The 17,038-nt window shown below is 61.2% G+C and carries 11 protein-coding genes and 2 riboswitches; of the genes, 6 read left to right on the forward strand and 5 right to left on the reverse strand.

Annotated features, from left to right (window positions below):
- Positions 1–100: 100 nt before the first annotated feature.
- Complete coding sequence (metH, locus tag BFL40_RS25690; RefSeq protein ID WP_071486563.1) at positions 101–3,811, reverse strand: methionine synthase; 3,711 nt, start codon at positions 3,809–3,811, stop codon at positions 101–103.
- 166 nt (positions 3,812–3,977) lie between these two features.
- Here metH and BFL40_RS25695 point away from each other — a divergent pair, with 166 nt between their 5' ends.
- Together BFL40_RS25695 and nfuA are read left to right on the forward strand one after the other, a co-directional pair.
- Positions 3,978–6,284 (forward strand): fatty acid cis/trans isomerase, encoded by a 2,307-nt coding sequence (locus BFL40_RS25695; protein ID WP_071486564.1) that lies wholly within the window; start codon positions 3,978–3,980, stop codon positions 6,282–6,284.
- Positions 6,285–6,419: 135 nt separating this feature from the next.
- Complete coding sequence (gene nfuA / locus BFL40_RS25700) at positions 6,420–7,004, forward strand: Fe-S biogenesis protein NfuA (protein WP_027606479.1); 585 nt, start codon at positions 6,420–6,422, stop codon at positions 7,002–7,004.
- 148 nt (positions 7,005–7,152) lie between these two features.
- Here the strand turns inward: nfuA and cobM are convergent, their stop codons facing one another.
- The 4 genes from cobM to BFL40_RS25720 all read right to left on the reverse strand — a co-directional run bounded on the left by cobM (position 7,153) and on the right by BFL40_RS25720 (position 9,262).
- Positions 7,153–7,899, reverse strand: a complete 747-nt coding sequence (cobM, locus tag BFL40_RS25705) for a precorrin-4 C(11)-methyltransferase (RefSeq protein WP_071486571.1) — start codon at positions 7,897–7,899, stop codon at positions 7,153–7,155.
- A gap of 69 nt (positions 7,900–7,968) precedes the next feature.
- Positions 7,969–8,361 (reverse strand): cobalamin biosynthesis protein, encoded by a 393-nt coding sequence (locus BFL40_RS25710; RefSeq protein WP_071486565.1) that lies wholly within the window; start codon positions 8,359–8,361, stop codon positions 7,969–7,971.
- Positions 8,358–9,062: a CbtA family protein gene (locus BFL40_RS25715; protein WP_071486566.1), complete on the reverse strand. Its 705-nt coding sequence runs from the start codon at positions 9,060–9,062 to the stop codon at positions 8,358–8,360. Before BFL40_RS25715 ends, BFL40_RS25710 begins: the two co-directional genes overlap by 4 nt.
- Before the next feature lie 11 nt (positions 9,063–9,073).
- Positions 9,074–9,262, reverse strand: coding sequence for a CbtB domain-containing protein (locus BFL40_RS25720; RefSeq protein ID WP_024075128.1), 189 nt, complete (start codon positions 9,260–9,262; stop codon positions 9,074–9,076).
- A 94-nt stretch (positions 9,263–9,356) separates the two neighbouring features.
- Positions 9,357–9,577: riboswitch (cobalamin riboswitch) on the reverse strand.
- 41 nt (positions 9,578–9,618) lie between these two features.
- Positions 9,619–9,818: riboswitch (cobalamin riboswitch) on the forward strand.
- A 93-nt stretch (positions 9,819–9,911) separates the two neighbouring features.
- On the opposite strand from BFL40_RS25720, the gene cobW reads away from it, so the two are divergent.
- The 4 genes from cobW to BFL40_RS25740 all read left to right on the forward strand — a co-directional run bounded on the left by cobW (position 9,912) and on the right by BFL40_RS25740 (position 16,530).
- Entirely contained in the window at positions 9,912–10,979 is a 1,068-nt protein-coding gene (gene cobW, locus BFL40_RS25725) for a cobalamin biosynthesis protein CobW (protein ID WP_071486567.1), read from the forward strand.
- A 3-nt stretch (positions 10,980–10,982) separates the two neighbouring features.
- A complete protein-coding gene (gene cobN / locus BFL40_RS25730; protein ID WP_071486568.1) occupies positions 10,983–14,744 on the forward strand; it encodes a cobaltochelatase subunit CobN in 3,762 nt (1,253 codons plus the stop codon).
- Positions 14,745–14,875: 131 nt separating this feature from the next.
- Positions 14,876–15,874 (forward strand): magnesium chelatase ATPase subunit I, encoded by a 999-nt coding sequence (locus BFL40_RS25735; protein ID WP_071486569.1) that lies wholly within the window; start codon positions 14,876–14,878, stop codon positions 15,872–15,874.
- A gap of 53 nt (positions 15,875–15,927) precedes the next feature.
- Positions 15,928–16,530: a vWA domain-containing protein gene (locus tag BFL40_RS25740; RefSeq protein WP_071486572.1), complete on the forward strand. Its 603-nt coding sequence runs from the start codon at positions 15,928–15,930 to the stop codon at positions 16,528–16,530.
- The last annotated feature ends 508 nt before the right edge of the window (positions 16,531–17,038 follow it).

Genomic DNA, 17,038 nt, shown 5'->3' on the forward strand with positions numbered 1-17,038 from the left:
GCAAGACCGGTGATCGGTCCGGCACAGGAAAACGCATTTCGTCATCGGGGCAGCGGTAAAGAAAGACCGCCAGAGCTGGCGGCCTTGATGTTAGTGGCCCTTAGTTGTCATACCCCAGGTTCGGCGCCAGCCAGCGTTCGCTCACGCTCAAGTCCTGGGCCTTGCGCGCGGTGTAGCTCGCGACCTGATCCTTGTCGATCTTGCCCACGGCAAAGTACTGCGCCTGCGGGTGGGCGAAGTACCAGCCGCTGACTGCCGCCGCCGGGAACATCGCGTAGTGCTCGGTGAGGAACACGCCGCTGCGGCCGGCTTCCATTTCACGGGCCTCGGGGTCCAGCAGTTGGAACAAGGTGCCTTTTTCGGTGTGATCCGGGCACGCCGGGTAGCCGGGGGCAGGGCGGATGCCGCTGTACTGCTCCTTGATCAGTGCTTCGTTGTCCAGTTGCTCATCCTTGGCATAACCCCAGTAGTCTTTACGCACTTGCTGGTGCAGCCATTCGGCGCAGGCTTCGGCCAGGCGGTCGGCCAGGGCCTTGACCATGATCGAGTTGTAGTCATCGCCCGCGTCTTGATAGGCCTTGGCCACTTCTTCGGCGCCGATACCGGCGGTGGTGATAAAACCACCCACGTAGTCGGTTACGCCGCTGTCTTTGGGCGCTACGAAGTCAGCCAGGGAGAAGTTCGGCTTGCCGTCGGTCTTGATGATCTGTTGGCGCAGGTGATGCAAAGTCGCCAGGGGCTTGCCGTCTTCGCCGTAGACTTCCAGGTCATCGTCCTTCACCTGGTTGGCCGGCCAGAAACCGAACACCGCGCGGGCGCTGATCAGCTTTTCGTCGATCAGCTTTTTGAGCATTTCCTGGGCGTCGGCGTACAGCGCGGTGGCGGCTTCACCTACCACTTCATCGGTGAGGATGCGCGGGAACTTGCCAGCCAGGTCCCAGGAAATAAAGAACGGTGTCCAGTCGATGTACTCGGCCAGCACCTTGAGGTCGATATTGTCCAGCACCTTGGCACCGGTAAAGGTCGGCGTGACCGGGGTGTAGGTGCTCCAGTCGAACTGTGGCTTCTTGGCGATGGCCGCCGGGTAGCTCAGGCGTTCGGTGCGGGCGCTGCGGTTCGAGGTGCGCTCACGAACATCGATGTACTCCAGACGGGTCTTTTCGACAAAGCCTGCCTTCAATTCTTTGGACAGCAACTGCGTGGCCACACCCACCGCACGCGAGGCGTCGGTCACGTAGATCACTGCATCGTTGCTGTACTTGGGTTCGATCTTCACCGCCGTGTGGGCTTTGGAGGTGGTCGCGCCGCCGATCATCAACGGCAGGTGGAAATCCTGGCGCTGCATCTCGCGGGCCACGTGCACCATCTCGTCGAGGGACGGCGTGATCAGGCCGGACAGCCCGATAATGTCGCACTTCTGCTCCTTGGCCACCTGCAGGATCTTCTCCGCCGGCACCATCACGCCCAGGTCGACGATGTCGTAGCCGTTGCAGCCCAGCACCACGCCGACGATGTTCTTGCCGATGTCGTGCACGTCGCCTTTGACCGTGGCCATCAGGATCTTGCCCTTGGCTTCAGGTTTGTCGCCTTTTTCCAGTTCGATAAACGGGATCAAGTGGGCCACTGCCTGCTTCATCACACGGGCGGATTTCACCACCTGCGGCAGGAACATTTTACCCGCGCCGAACAGGTCGCCAACGATGTTCATGCCGGACATCAGCGGGCCTTCGATCACTTCGATCGGGCGCGCGAACGACTGGCGGGACAACTCGGTGTCTTCGACGATATGGGTGGTGATGCCCTTGACCAGTGCGTGCTCCAGGCGCTTATTGACGTCCCAGCTGCGCCACTCTTCGGTTTCGGCTTCCTTGACGCTGCCATCGCCCTTGTACTTGTCGGCGATGGCGAGGAGGGCGTCGGTGCCTTCCGGCGTGCGGTTGAGCACCACGTCTTCCACGGCGTCGCGCAGCTCTGCCGGGATCTGGTCGTAGATCTCCAACTGGCCGGCGTTGACGATGCCCATGGTCAGGCCGCTGCGGATCGCATACAGCAGGAACACCGAGTGAATCGCCTCACGTACCGGATTGTTACCCCGGAACGAGAACGACACGTTGGACACGCCACCGGAGGTCAGCGCATACGGCAGCTCGTCGCGGATGTAGGCGCAGGCGTTGATAAAGTCGACGGCGTAGTTGTTGTGCTCTTCGATACCGGTGGCGACCGCGAAGATGTTCGGGTCGAAGATGATGTCTTCCGGCGGGAAGCCGACTTCATTCACCAGGATATCGTAGGAGCGTTTGCAGATTTCTTTCTTGCGCGCTTCGGTGTCGGCCTGGCCGGCTTCGTCGAACGCCATCACCACCACCGCCGCGCCGTAGCGCTTGCACAGCTTGGCGTGGTGAATGAACTGCTCCACGCCTTCCTTCATGCTGATGGAGTTGACGATGCCCTTGCCCTGGATGCATTTGAGGCCGGCTTCGATCACTTCCCACTTGGAGGAGTCGATCATGATCGGCACGCGGGAGATGTCCGGCTCACCGGCAATCAGATTGAGGAAGGTCACCATGGCCTTCTTCGAATCGAGCATCCCTTCGTCCATGTTGATGTCGATCACCTGGGCGCCGGCTTCCACTTGCTGCAGGGCAACTTCCAGGGCTTCGGTGTAGTTGTCTTCGCGGATCAGCCGGGCGAACTTGGCGGAACCGGTGATGTTGGTGCGTTCGCCGACGTTGACGAACAACGAGCTGCGATCAATCGTGAACGGTTCCAGGCCCGACAGGCGGCAGGCTTTTGGAATGTCCGGGATCGGGCGCGGCGCATAACCGGCCACGGCCTTGGCGATGGCTTCAATATGGCCTGGCGTGGTGCCGCAGCAGCCGCCGACGATATTGAGGAAGCCGCTCTGGGCGAACTCTTCGATGACTTTGGCGGTTTGTGACGGCAGTTCGTCGTACTCGCCGAATTCGTTGGGCAGGCCGGCGTTAGGGTGCGCGGAAACGTGGGTGTTGGCCTTGTTCGACAACTCTTCCAGGTACGGGCGCAGCTCGCTGGCACCCAGGGCGCAGTTCAGGCCCACGGAAATTGGCTTGGCGTGGCTGACGGAGTTCCAGAACGCTTCGGTGGTCTGGCCCGACAGGGTACGGCCGGAGGCGTCGGTGATGGTGCCGGAAATCATGATCGGCAGTTCGAAGCCCAGCTCTTCATAGACGCCCTGCACGGCGAAGATCGCCGCTTTAGCGTTGAGCGTATCGAAGATGGTCTCGATCAGGATCAGGTCGGCGCCGCCCTCGATCAGACCTTTGGTGGCTTCGGTGTAGTTTTCCACCAGTTCATCAAAGGTCACGTTGCGGTAGCCAGGGTTGTTCACATCAGGCGACAGCGAGCAGGTACGACTGGTAGGACCGAGCACGCCCGCGACGAAGCGCGGCTTGGCCGGGTTCTCCAGAGTCTTGGCGTCGGCCACCTTGCGCGCCAGTCGCGCGCCTTCTACGTTTAATTCGTAGGCCAGTTCTTCCATGCCGTAATCGGCCATGGAAACGCGGGTGGCGTTGAAGGTGTTGGTTTCGAGGATATCGGCGCCGGCATCCAGGTAGGCTTTTTCGATGCCGCCGATCACGTCCGGACGGGTGATCACCAGCAGGTCGTTGTTGCCCTTGACGTCGCTTGGCCAGTCGGCGAAGCGTTTGCCACGGTAGTCGTGTTCCTCAAGCTTGTAGCTCTGGATCATCGTGCCCATGCCGCCGTCGAGGATCAGGATACGTTCCTTGAGGGCTTGGTGAAGGGCTTGCAGACGAGCGCTACGATCGGACATGGGACTACTCTGGTCAGGCATTACGGAGGGCGTGAATCATAGCAAACCTGTGCCGATTTAGAGCATGTGCAGGTTTTGCATGAATATCGTTCATGTTGTTGGGGGCTGTGGCCCGGTAGAATCACCGTCAATTTTTCAGCGTCTGTATTGAATCGGGACCGGATACATGTCACTTCGCCTCATCATCAGCGCCGTCCTGGCATTAATAGCCGGCACCGCACAGGCACAGGCGTTACCGGATAACCGTCCCGCCCCGGCGATCTCTTATACCCGTGACATTCAGCCGATCTTCACCGAGAAATGCGTGGCCTGCCATGCTTGCTACGATTCCGCCTGCCAATTGAACCTCGGCAGCGCCGAGGGCGCGGCGCGTGGGGCAAGCAAAGTGCCGGTTTATGACGGTGAACGCACTCAGGCTACGCCGACCACCCGTTTGTTCTATGACGCCTTTGGCAAAGCTGCGTGGCAACAAAAAGGCTTCTATTCCGTACTCGACGCCCAAGGCAGTCAGGCCGCACTGATGGCACGCATGCTGGAGCTAGGCCACAACGCGCCGCTGCAACCGAACGCCAAGTTGCCCGACGAAATCATGCTGGGCCTGAACCGCGAAAACATGTGCGCGATGCCCGGCGAGTTCAATGCTTACGCCGGTGCTCACCCCAAGGAAGGCATGCCGCTGGCGGTCACCGGCTTGACTGACCAGCAATACCAGACCCTGCAACGTTGGCTGGCCTCCGGCGCGCCGATTGATGAGCAGGGCTTGGCGCCAAGTGCCAAGGAAGCCCTGCAGGTGCAACAGTGGGAAAACCTGTTCAACCAGCCGGGCGCCCGGGAAAGCCTGGTGGCGCGCTGGTTGTTCGAGCATTTGTTCCTGGCGCATATCTACTTCGAGAGCGGCGAGCCGGGGCATTACTTCCAGTGGGTACGCTCGCGCACCCCGAGCGGCCAACCGATTGACCTGATCGCCACCCGTCGCCCCAATGACGACCCGGGTACCCAGGTGTATTACCGATTGTGGCCGGTGCAGGGCGTGATCGTGCATAAAACCCACATCACTTACCCGTTCAGTGCCGAGAAAATGGCGCGGATCAAAGAATTGTTTTACGCCGGCAACTGGCAGGTCAACGCCTTGCCGGGTTACGGCCCGGGCCGTCGCGCCAATCCATTCGAAACGTTTGAAGCGATCCCGGCCAAGGCGCGCTACCAGTTCATGCTCGATAACGCCGAATACTTCGTGCGCACCTTTATTCGCGGGCCGGTATGCCGTGGGCAGATCGCCACGGACGTTATTCGCGATAACTTCTGGACCTTGTTCCAGGACCCGGATCATGACCTATACATCACCGATGCCCGCTATCGCGGCCAGGCCACGCCGTTGCTGGCCATGCCCGGGCAGAACGATGATGTGGGCAGTGTGCTCAGCCTGTGGCTGGCTTATCGCGACAAGCGCAATCAATACGAAGCACTGCGCCGTGACAGCTATGCGAATGTGGCGCCGCCCAGTTGGTCGACTTTGTGGGCCGGTAATGACAATGCCTTGCTGAGCATCTTCCGCCATTTCGACAGTGCTTCGGTGACCAAGGGCCTGATTGGCGAAGTGCCGCAGACTATGTGGCTGTTCGATTATCCGTTGCTGGAACGTACGTATTACCAGTTGGCGGTGAATTTCGATGTGTTCGGTAATGTGTCGCACCAGGCCCAGACCCGGCTTTACTTCGACCTGATCCGTAATGGTGCCGAGCAAAATTTCCTGCGCCTGATGCCGGCTGATTCCCGTGATGACTTTATGGATGACTGGTACCAGAACAGCGGCAAACTCAAGATGTGGCTGGACTACGAGGCGATTGACGATGACAAGCCAAGCGGGCTGCATCTCGATGAAAAAGACCCGAAGCGCGACTTTGCCAACCAGTTACTGACGCGCTATGGCGACCTGAATGCCAGCCCGGACCCGATCAACCGCTGCGCTGGTGCCTTTTGTTCGCGCGATGGGATTGACCCGGCGTTGCAGGACGCGGAGCAGGCGCTGAGTCGGCTGACGTCGCGGCCGGCTGCGGGGCTCAAGGTTATCGACCAATTGCCTGAAGCCACTATGCTGCGGATCGAAACTGCCGGCGGGAAGCGGGTGGTCTACAGCATGTTGCGTAACCGGGCGCACAGTAATGTGGCGTTTTTGCTGGGGGAGGCTTATCGCTATCAGCCTGGCTTGGACACTGTGACCATCTACCCTGGTGTGCTGAGCAGTTATCCGAACTTCATGTTCAATATTCCTGCGCGGGAAGTGCCTGAGTTTGTTGCGGCGATGGAGGATGCCAAGGATACCAAGCGGTTTGAAAAGATTGTGGATCGGTGGGGGATTCGGCGTAGTCACCCGTTGTTCTGGCAGTATTTTCATGATTTGTCGCAGTACATCCGTGAGACCGCACCGGTGGAAGAGGGGGTGTTGGATATGAATCGGTATGAGAATTTGTGATCTGGGGTTGGTGTGAATATCCGTTGCTTGGGTGATGGCTGATATGTACTCAAGCCTATCCCGACAAAAACACTAGGACTTTGTACCTGCGCAACAATTTGGCGTAAACTCCCACCAAGCCTGTGAGGAGTTTCCATGACTGCCATAACCATTACCGACGCCGCCCACGATTACCTGGCCGACCTGCTGTCCAAGCAGAACACCCCGGGTATCGGCATTCGCGTCTTTATCACCCAACCCGGCACCCAGTACGCAGAAACCTGCATCGCCTACTGCAAGCCAGGCGAAGAAAAACCTGAAGACACCGCCCTGGGGCTCAAAAGCTTCACCGCCTACATCGACAACTTCAGCGAAGCCTTCCTCGACGACGCCGTGGTCGATTACGCCACCGATCGCATGGGCGGCCAATTGACCATCAAGGCGCCAAACGCCAAGGTGCCGAACGTCAACGCCGACAGCCCGGTCAACGAGCGCATCAACTACTACCTGCAGACCGAGATCAACCCGGGGCTGGCCAGCCACGGCGGTCAGGTCAGCCTGATCGATGTGGTGGATGACGGTATTGCCGTACTCAAATTCGGCGGCGGTTGCCAGGGCTGTGGCCAGGCCGACGTGACCCTGCGTGAAGGCATCGAGCGCACCTTGCTCGAGCGCATTCCGGAGCTCAAGGGCGTACGCGACGTGACTGACCACACGCAGAAAGAAAACGCCTACTACTGAGTAAGGTGTTCACTGCGAACAAAAAAACGGCGCCCCGTGAGCGCCGTTTTTTTATGCATGAAATTCAATCCATTACGATACTTATCTAACGCAAGATATCAACTGTGGGAGCGGACAAGCCCGCTCCCACATGTTCAACCGCGTTTCTTCAGGGGCGATAGAGGTGAGCATGCCCCGCGCGGTACAGCGAGGACTCGCTGAAACTGTCATTCGCCAACACCCGCCCGACCACGATCAACGCCGTCCGCCGAAAGCCCTTGGCCGCGACCTTCTCGGCAATATCCGCCAACGTGCCGACCGCCCAATCCTGATCCGGCCACGTCGCCCGGTGCACCACGGCAATCGGGCAATCCGCGCCGTAGTGCGGTAGCAGTTCGGCGACGATCTTCTCCAGATGGTTGACCCCCAGGTGAATCGCCATGGTCGTCCCATGCTGGGCCAGGCTGTCAAAATCCTCACCGGCCGGCATGCTGGTTTTATCGGCGTAGCGGGTCAGGATCACGCTTTGGGCAATGTCCGGCATGGTCAGCTCGGTCTCCAGCAGCGCAGCGCAGGCCGCTACGGCGGTGACGCCTGGAATGATCTGGAACGGGATATTCAGCTCGCGCAGATGGCGGATTTGCTCGCCGATCGCCCCATACAGGCTCGGGTCACCGGAGTGCACCCGCGCCACGTCCTGGCCTTTGGCATGGGCTGCCTTGATCAATTCGACGATCTGTTCCAGGTGCAACTCGGCGCTGTTGACCACCTGTTCCGCCTGATGGCCTTCCAAGACCGCCGCGGGCACCAGTGAGCCGGCATAGATGATCACGGGGCAACTGCGGATCAGCCGCTGGCCTTTGACGGTGATCAGTTCCGGGTCGCCGGGGCCTGCGCCGATGAAGTAGACGGTCATGGGGAGTTCCTGTTGAAAACGGGCGAGCATGAAGATTACTCATGATCGAGACGCGTGATTATCGGGTTTTTAGCTGGGGCAAGCCAATGCAAAGGTGGCCTGGGCGCTTTTTTGGCGGGTAATCAGCAGGCGGGCAGGGGCCTTGCAGAGGTGTTCGGTCAGGGCCAGTGCGGCACTTTCGGCGATGCCGTAGCAGCCGGTATGCGTAAAAGCGACGGTTGATTTGTGGCTCAACCGGTCTTCATAAATCGCCAGTTGTTCTGCGCTGAAACAACGTAATGGCAGGTTCAGCAACTGGGCCAGGGCCAACAACCCCGGCTCATCCTGTTTGCGATCGATACTTGCCAGCGCGGTGATGCGCCGGCGCTCGATACCGCCCTCGGCGAGAGCGGTTTCAAACAGGTCCAGCAGGGTCTGAACATCACAACCCCGCTGGCAACCCAGACCGACCACCAGGGTCATGCCGAGTATTGGCCGTCGCGATTACGGCGAAACAGCCAGGTGCTGATCAGGCCCAAGGCCAGCCAAAACGCCACGTTGGTCAGCTGCGAAGCGATTTTGAACTGTGCTTCCAGGGCTTCCGGGGCCAGCATTGAATGCACTTCCGGCTGCGGCGCGCCGATGACATGCGGCACGGCCAGAATCGCCACGCCCAATGCTTTCAGCAACCAACTGCGACCAAACACCAGCAGCGCGATACCGGCAGCGGTGGACGCTGCAGTGCCGATCCACCAGATCTGACGCTGCGCCAGGTCGGCGGCGGCGGTGCCCGGCAGTTCAGGCGGCAGGCCCAGGGTGGGCGCCAACACAAAGGTCGCGTAACCGGCCAGGCCCCACAACAGGCCTTGGGCCGTACGGGTCGGTGCGCGCAAGGTGTAGAGGCCCGCCAGCATCAAGGCAAAACCCACTGCAACCACTAGGTTACCGCCGGTGGTGGACAACACGCGCTGCCAGCCATTTTCCGGCTCCCAGGCTTCGGCGTCGTGGGTGTGGGCAGCAGCGCCAGCGGCGTGCTCATGCGTCACTTCAGTCGCGGCCGGCGCTTTTTCAAAGGTTTCCGCCTGCAAAATCAGCGGGGCAACCCAGAAGCTTTGCAGCAGGGTCAGCAGCAGGGCGGCCAAGAGGCCGGTGAAACCTGCAGTTTGAGCAATACGCTTGATCATGTCGGCAGGTCTCAGTGGCACGGGAACGCGGCGCTGTGGCGGGTATCGTGGGCGGCGTTGTGCACCGCTTCGATATGCGAGAAACCGGCGAAATACACCAGGCACGCGCCAAGGATCGACGCGCCGATAGCGGCGGTCAGGCGTTGGCTCAGGGTGGCGGTGCTGCTGGCGGTGTGCGAGGTGCTGCTGATGATCGACATGGCGCGTCCCTTTTGGGTTTCGGTGACGCGAGCGCATGAAAACCCCGCGAGCCAGGCACGCAGGGTTCGAACAGCGCCCGCCCACCGCGGGTTTGTTATCTGATTTTTTCGGGCCGGTCTCCGGGCTTGCGAGGGGGCTCTTGAACAGAGTCCTGAAAGCATCGCCTTCCCATGCATAAGCACAGTGGCTGTGACGCTTCGCTCGCTTACCGTTGCGGGGGCAGCACCGGACTTGTCATGCCCTTGAGTAAAGGGGTATGACTCACCGGTTTCCCGTTTCACCCTGTGAAGGGCACCCGAAACAAGGTGTGTAGGAAAGCATGCAGGGCGACGGTAGTCAAATGGACCGAGCCCCTGTAGCCTTGCACCTTCGAGGTTCTTCGGCCCAGGTCGAAGCTAAGAAGGGAACGCGGTTCAAGCCGCGGCTGCCCCCGCAACTGTGAAGGGTTTATCTGACTGCCACGCCACTGCCATGACGGCGGGAAGGCGCAGTCAGCGCCGGTCGCAAGACCCGCATGCCCCAAGCCAGGAGACCTGCCTCGTAATCGATTTTCTACTTCAACCGGGCGGGGTGATCCGGTGACGAAATCCGCTTCTGCGCGCCGCCGCAGGGCCTATCGTCCCGTATGCCCGCCCCAAAGGGCATCCGATGAAAACACTGGCCAAACTCCCCGTCACCATCGTTACCGGCTTCCTCGGCTCGGGCAAAACCACGTTGCTGCGTCATATGCTCGACAACGCCCAGGGCCGTCGCATTGCGGTGATCGTCAACGAGTTCGGCGAGCTGGGCATTGACGGTGAAATCCTCAAGCAATGCTCCATCGGTTGCACAGAGGAAGAAGCCAACGGCCGTGTGTACGAACTGGCTAACGGCTGCTTGTGCTGCACCGTGCAGGAAGAGTTCTTCCCGGTGATGCGCGAATTGGTTGCCCGTCGCGGCGACCTCGACCATATCCTGATCGAAACCTCGGGCCTGGCGCTGCCCAAGCCATTGGTTCAAGCCTTCCAATGGCCGGAAATCCGCAGCGCTTGTACCGTTGATGCGGTGATCACCGTGGTCGACAGCCCGGCGGTAGCCGCCGGCACCTTCGCTGCGTTCCCGGACCAAGTTGACGCCCAGCGTAAACTCGATCCGAACCTGGACCACGAATCACCGCTGCACGAGCTGTTCGCCGACCAACTGGGCAGCGCTGACCTGGTGATCCTCAACAAAACTGACCTGATCAGCCCCGAAGACTTGGCCCGCGTGCGCCTGGAAGTCGCTGAAGAGCTGCCGCCGGCCGTGAAGATCATCGAAGCCAGCAGCGGTCGCTTGCCCCTGGACGTATTGATCGGCCTGGGCGCCGGGTCCGAAGAACACATCGACGGCCGCCACAGCCATCACGATCATCACCATGACGGTGACGACGACCATGACCACGATCACGACGCTTTCGATTCCATCTCCATCGACCTGCCACAGGCCGACGAATCACTGTTGCTCGACGCGCTGACGCAGTTGGTGGTGCAGCACGGCATCCTGCGCGTCAAAGGTTTCGCCGCGATCCCGAACAAGCCAATGCGCTTGCTGATCCAGGGTGTAGGCACGCGTTTCGACAAGCACTTTGACCGTGCCTGGGGCGCAGACGAAGCGCGCATCACACGTCTGGTACTGATCGGCCAAGAGCTGGACGCGGCGGGCCTTGAAGCGCAACTGCGCGCCGCGCTCAGCGTTTAACCCATGCACCTGCTCAGGACCCAGCCCGGTGGTTTCGTCTCGGACGACAATATTGCCGACCTCGGGCAAACCCCCGCTGAACTGGTGATCCTGTGCAGCGGTGATTCCAGCCTGGCGCTGCTGGCCGAAGCGGCCCAGCAGTTGCCCGACGATTACCCCAGCCTGCGCCTGGCCAACCCGATGCAGGTGCAGAACCACGCCTCGGTCGACTTGTACGTCGATGAGGTGCTGCGCCACGCCAAGGTCATCCTGATTTCGCTGCATGGCGGCATCGGCTATTGGCGTTACGGCATCGAACGTCTGGTGGAGTTGGCCGAACGCGGCGTGCAACTGATTCTGGTGCCGGGGGACGATCGCCCGGACCCGGAACTCAGCGGTCTGAGCACCGTCGGCGTGCAAGAACGTGACCGCCTGTGGCATTTCCTGCGCCAAGGTGGCTTGGGCAATGCCCTGGATTTCTATCGTTGCCTGGCCAGTGGTTACTTGGGTCGCGACTATGCCTGGGCCGAGCCGCAAACCCTGCCGCGCACCGCGATTTATCACCCCCGCAAAGCCAACGCTCGCCTGAATGACTGGCAAGCGGATTGGCACGCCGACTTACCGGTGGCTGCGGTGCTGTTTTACCGCTCGCATTTGCAGGCGGCCAATACCGGTTTTATCGATGTGTTCTGCCAGCGCTTGCAGGCGGCGGGCCTTAACCCGTTGCCGATTGCATTGGCCAGTTTGAAAGAGCCCGGCTGCCTGACGGTGGTCGAGGACCTGTTGGATGACGTAAACGCGGCGGTGATTCTGAATACCACCGGCTTTGCCCAATCCAGCCCCGAGGCGCCGCATCTGCGCCCGTTTCGCCGCAATATCCCGGTGATCCAGGCGATCTGCGCCCAGGACAACGAGCCCGGCTGGCAAGCCAGCGAGCAAGGCCTCGGTCCGCGTGACCTGGCGATGCACATCGCGTTGCCGGAGCTGGACGGGCGCATCATCAGCCGTCCGATCAGCTTCAAGGACCTGGCCTGGCGCAGTGAGCGCAGCCAGTCGGATGTGGTGTGCTACCGCGCAGCGCCGGAGCGAATGGATTTTGTCGCCGAACTGGCGCGGCGCTGGGTTGAGTTGGCGCGGGTGCCGAATGCGCACAAACGCATCGCGCTGGTCCTCGCCAACTACCCGACCCGCGACGGCCGTATCGGCAACGGCGTGGGCCTGGATACCCCGGCGGCGGCGCTGAATATCCTGCGCGCCCTGCAAGTTGAAGGCTATCCGGTGCCGAGTGAATTGCCGGCTAGCGGCACCGCCTTGATCCATGATTTGCTTGGCGGTGTTACCAACGATCTGGACAGTCTCGACCTGCGTCCGTGCCATCAAAGCTTGGGCCTGGACGACTACGAAGCGATGTTCAATCGCTTGCCTGAATCCAATCGCCAGGCCGTGATTGCGCGCTGGGGCAACCCGCAAAACGACCCTATGTGCCGCGACGGTCGCATGATGATCGCCGGCCTGCGCCTGGGCTTGACCTTTGTCGGTATCCAGCCGGCGCGGGGTTATCAGGTGGACGCCAGCGCGGTGTACCACGACCCGGACCTGGTGCCGCCTCACGGCTATCTGGCGTTTTACTTTTGGTTACGCCACACCTACGGCGCACACGGCGTGATCCATGTGGGCAAGCACGGCAACCTGGAATGGCTGCCGGGCAAGGGCGTGGGGCTGTCGGAAAATTGCTGGCCCGACGCATTGCTTGGGCCGCTGCCGAACATCTATCCGTTTATCGTCAACGACCCCGGCGAGGGCGCCCAGGCCAAACGCCGCACTCAAGCGGTGATCATCGATCACTTGATGCCGCCGCTGACCCGTGCCGAAACCTATGGCCCGCTGCGTAATCTTGAGCTGTTGGCAGACGAATATTACGAGGCGCAGTTGCTCGATCCGCGACGTGCCCTTGAGCTGCAAAAAGACATTCTCAAGCTGGTGCGTGAAACCCGCATTGATCAAGAGCTTGAGATGGACAGCGATGCTGACGCTGCTGTCTGGCTGCCGCGCCTCGACACTTATTTGTGTGACTTGAAGGAGTCGCAGATCCGCGACGGCCTGCATATCTTTGGCGAGTCGCCTGAAGGCCGCTTGCGTATCGATACCTTGCTGGCCTTGCTGCGTATCCCGCGTGGTGATGGCCGAGGTCCGCAATCGAGCCTGCTGCGCGTATTGGCCAAAGCCTTTGAGCTGGGCTTTGATCCGCTTGACTGTGCGCTGGCCGAACCCTGGACCGGGCGCCGCCCCGAGGTGTTGCAGAAGATCGATACGCAACTGTGGCGCACCGCCGGTGATACCCGTGAGCGGCTGGAGCTGTATGCGGCGCGGTTGATCGAACAAGCATTGGAAGGGCCGCTCGAACAGTTGGAAGAGCCCGGCTGGGCGGATGTGAAGGCGGTGATCGAAAGCTTGCGCATCGTGGTGGCGCCGCGCCTGGATGCCTGTGGTCCGGCGGAAATGCGCGGCTTGCTGGACGCCTTGAGTGGCCGTTTTGTGCCGGCCGGCCCGAGTGGCGCACCGAGTCGCGGTCGCCTGGATGTGCTGCCGACGGGCCGCAATTTTTTCACGGTGGATGTGCGCAACCTGCCTACCACCACGGCCTGGCGCATTGGTTTTCAGTCGGCCAACCTGATTCTTGAGCGGCACCTGCAAGATCACGGCGACCATCTGCGTCAGCTCGGGCTGTCGGTGTGGGGTACCGCCACCATGCGTACCGGTGGTGACGATATCGCGCAGGCGATGGCGCTGATGGGCGTGCGCCCGGTGTGGGCCACGGGCAGCCAGCGGGTGGATGACTTTGAAATCCTGCCGATCAGCCTGCTGGACCGTCCGCGTGTCGACGTGACCTTGCGCGTGTCCGGGTTCTTCCGGGATGCCTTCGCCAACCTGATTCGTCTGTTTGATGCGGCGGTGCAGGCGGTGGCGGCCCTGGATGAACCCGACGATATGAACCCTTTGGCCGCCAAAGTGCGCAGCGAGCGCGAGGCGCTGCTCAGGTCGGGTCTGGACGAAGACGCTGCGGCGAAACAGGCCGGCTGGCGTATTTTCGGCGCCAAGCCGGGGGCCTATGGCGCGGGCGTGCAGGGCGCGGTTGATGGTCGCCTGTGGCAAAGCCGCGAGGACTTGGCCGAGGTCTACCTGAATTGGGGCGGCTATGCGTACGGCGGTTCCGATGAAGGCACCGCCGCCCGTGAGCAATTCGCCCAGCGCTTGAGCCAGGTGCAGGCGGTGTTGCAGAACCAGGACAACCGCGAGCATGACCTACTCGATTCCAACGACTACTACCAATTCCAGGGCGGTATGCTCGCTGCCGTGGAAACCCTGAGTGGCGACAAAGCCGCCAGCTATCATGGCGACCATAGCCAGCCAGACTTGCCGAAGATCCGCACCTTGAAGGAAGAGCTGAACCGGGTGATCCGTTCCCGTGCCGCCAACCCCAAGTGGATCGAGGGCGTGAAACGCCATGGCTATAAAGGTGCGTTTGAAATGGCGGCGACCGTGGACAATCTGTTCGCCTTCGACGCCACCACCGCGTTGATCGACGATCACCAATACGCTCTGCTCGCCGACGCTTACTTGCTGGACCCTGACACCCGGGCCTTTGTGCAGCAGCACAACCCCGATGCCCTGCGCGACATGACCGAGCGCCTGCTCGAAGCTCAGCAGCGCGGCATGTGGCAGGAGCCCGGGGCTTATAAAGATGCGTTGGAAAACCTGTTGCTGGATATAGAAGAAGATGGCTGAGATTTGATCGTTCCCACGCTCCGCGTGGGAATGCAGCCCGTGACGCTCCGCGTCACAAGAGCGGACGCAGAGCGTCCAGTGAGGCGTTCCCACGCGGGAGCGTGGGAACGATCCATAGAAGAAGACAGCTGATGACTGATATTCCCCATTTTCCGCTGTCCGCCGTGGTCGGCGCCGACGATCTGAAACTGGCCCTGTGCCTGACCGCTATCGACCCGAAGATCGGTGGCGTGCTGATTGAAGGCCCGCGCGGGATGGCCAAGTCCACCCTGGCGCGGGGTCTGGCGGACCTGTTGGCCAGCGGTCAGTTCGTCACCTTGCCTTTGGGGGCCACTGAAGAGCGTTTGGTGGGCACTTTGGATCTGGACGCTGCGCTGGGCGAAGGCCGCGCGCAGTTTTCCCCCGGCGTGCTGGCCAAGGCTGACGGCGGCGTGTTGTATGTCGATGAAGTCAACTTGCTGCCCGATCACCTGGTGGATCTGCTGCTGGACGTGGCCGCCAGCGGCACCAACCTGATCGAGCGTGACGGCATCTCTCATCGTCACTCGGCGCGTTTTGTGCTGATTGGCACGATGAACCCGGAGGAGGGCGAGTTGCGTCCGCAACTGCTCGACCGCTTCGGCTTCAATGTGGCGCTGAGCGGGCAAACCCTGCCCATCGAGCGTGGGCAGATTATCCGTCGTCGCCTGGATTTCGACAGTGACCCCGCCGCGTTCTGCACTCAATGGGCCGAGCAACAAGGCGCTTTGCGCGAACGCTGCACCCAGGCGCGCGCGCGACTCGACAGCATTGAATTGGATGATCAGGCCTTGGCGCAGATCACCGAGCGCTGTTTTGCTGCCGGTGTCGATGGCTTGCGCGCGGACCTGGTGTGGTTGCGCGGTGCCAGGGCTCATGCGGCCTGGCGCGGAGCTGTTGCGATTGCCGAAGAAGATATCGAGGCAGTCGCCGAATTTGCCCTGCGTCATCGCCGTCAGGAGCAATCACCACCGGCAAGCCCGCCCAGCGACGGGCAGTCGTCTACACCTTCCGACACCTCATCCGGCCAAGGCCAGTGGGGCGATATGCCCGCGCCGGCCTTGGCCACGGGGGCGCGCAGGGATGTGCCCACCTGGCCAAAAAAGCCCTAGGCATTCGCCCTCGACCTGACGCGGGGGCGGATGCGCGGCCCAAGGCGGGGCGACTGGACAGAGGTCGGCAGGGCAAGGCGCGCAGCGCGAAACAGGGCTCGATCAATTGGCCGGGCACCTTGCTCGGCGGTCGTCCGCAATGCCGTGAGGATTTGCTTTACCACCTGCGTAGCCGCTCGGCCCATGAGTTGTGGCTGGTGATTGTCGATGCGTCGGCGTCTACTCGGCGGCATCGCGCGTTGATCGATGCCAAGGGTTTGTTGGCCCAGTTGTTTGATGATGCCTACCGCCAACGGGCGCGGATGGCGTTATTGACGGCCAGCGGGCAATCGCCCAAATGGCAGGTGCAGGGCTTGAAGGCGGCGAAAAGTCTGGCAGGTTGGCTGGAGCCGTTGGGTGCGGGCGGTGGTACGCCGTTGCTGGCGGCGTTGACCGAGGCCGGGCATTGGCTGACGCTGCGGCGCAAGCGTTATCCGGCCGAGCAGCAGCGATTGTTGGTGATTACCGATGGGCGGCTCAAGGATATTGGTGGGTTACCGTTGCTCGAGTGCCCGGGGGTGTTGGTGGATATCGAACGGGGGCCGATCAGGTTGGGCAGGGCTCAGGAATTGGCGGCTGGGTTGCAGTTGGATTATCGGCATATCGATAAAGTGTAGCGTCTGGTTTGCTTGCGATGAGCATAGGTATCTACACATCTCTTTATGGCTTGGGCTCTGTGGTTGTCGCTAGGCCGCTGGGTACATATCCGTTTTTGGGGTAACGGCGACTTATGGTTCCGCTCTTACAGCGGGTCACTTTTGGAAAAGAGCCCGGAATGCCGGCCCAGCCAAAAGTAACCAAAAGGGCTCTTGCCCCACCACTCGGCACCTCGCTGTGGCTCGGTGTGCCCGCACTCCGGCACGGCTGCGCGGGTCGCCGCGATGGGCCATCCCTGGCCCAGCGCGGCTAAACCGGCATCCTTGCCGGTTTACCCGCTCCACCGTGCCTACTTGCGGCCAGCGTGGTTTAACGGGGCGCCTGAGATCAAGATCAAGATCAAGATCAACAGCAACAGCACGGCGGCCTGAAAGCCGACCTGAGTGGTGTAGATCAAAAGCGGTAAAACATGTGGGAGCAAGCAAGCCCGCTTCCACATTTTTAATCTCCATACATCAGGGATGACTG

The organism is Pseudomonas costantinii (genome assembly GCF_001870435.1).
Taxonomy (GTDB): domain Bacteria; phylum Pseudomonadota; class Gammaproteobacteria; order Pseudomonadales; family Pseudomonadaceae; genus Aquipseudomonas; species Aquipseudomonas costantinii.

What these genes read in the sequence shown, in the direction of transcription:
- cobM (WP_071486571.1), bottom strand. Translation starts at nt 7,899, where the DNA reads ATGACCGTCTACTTCATCGGCGCAGGCCCCGGCGACCCGGAACTGATC.
- metH (WP_071486563.1), bottom strand. Translation starts at nt 3,811, where the DNA reads ATGTCCGATCGTAGCGCTCGTCTGCAAGCCCTTCACCAAGCCCTCAAG.
- BFL40_RS25710 (WP_071486565.1), bottom strand. Translation starts at nt 8,361, where the DNA reads ATGACCCTGGTGGTCGGTCTGGGTTGCCAGCGGGGTTGTGATGTTCAG.
- BFL40_RS25720 (WP_024075128.1), bottom strand. Translation starts at nt 9,262, where the DNA reads ATGTCGATCATCAGCAGCACCTCGCACACCGCCAGCAGCACCGCCACC.
- BFL40_RS25715 (WP_071486566.1), bottom strand. Translation starts at nt 9,062, where the DNA reads ATGATCAAGCGTATTGCTCAAACTGCAGGTTTCACCGGCCTCTTGGCC.
- cobW (WP_071486567.1), top strand. Translation starts at nt 9,912, where the DNA reads ATGAAAACACTGGCCAAACTCCCCGTCACCATCGTTACCGGCTTCCTC.
- cobN (WP_071486568.1), top strand. Translation starts at nt 10,983, where the DNA reads ATGCACCTGCTCAGGACCCAGCCCGGTGGTTTCGTCTCGGACGACAAT.
- nfuA (WP_027606479.1), top strand. Translation starts at nt 6,420, where the DNA reads ATGACTGCCATAACCATTACCGACGCCGCCCACGATTACCTGGCCGAC.
- BFL40_RS25695 (WP_071486564.1), top strand. Translation starts at nt 3,978, where the DNA reads ATGTCACTTCGCCTCATCATCAGCGCCGTCCTGGCATTAATAGCCGGC.
- BFL40_RS25735 (WP_071486569.1), top strand. Translation starts at nt 14,876, where the DNA reads ATGACTGATATTCCCCATTTTCCGCTGTCCGCCGTGGTCGGCGCCGAC.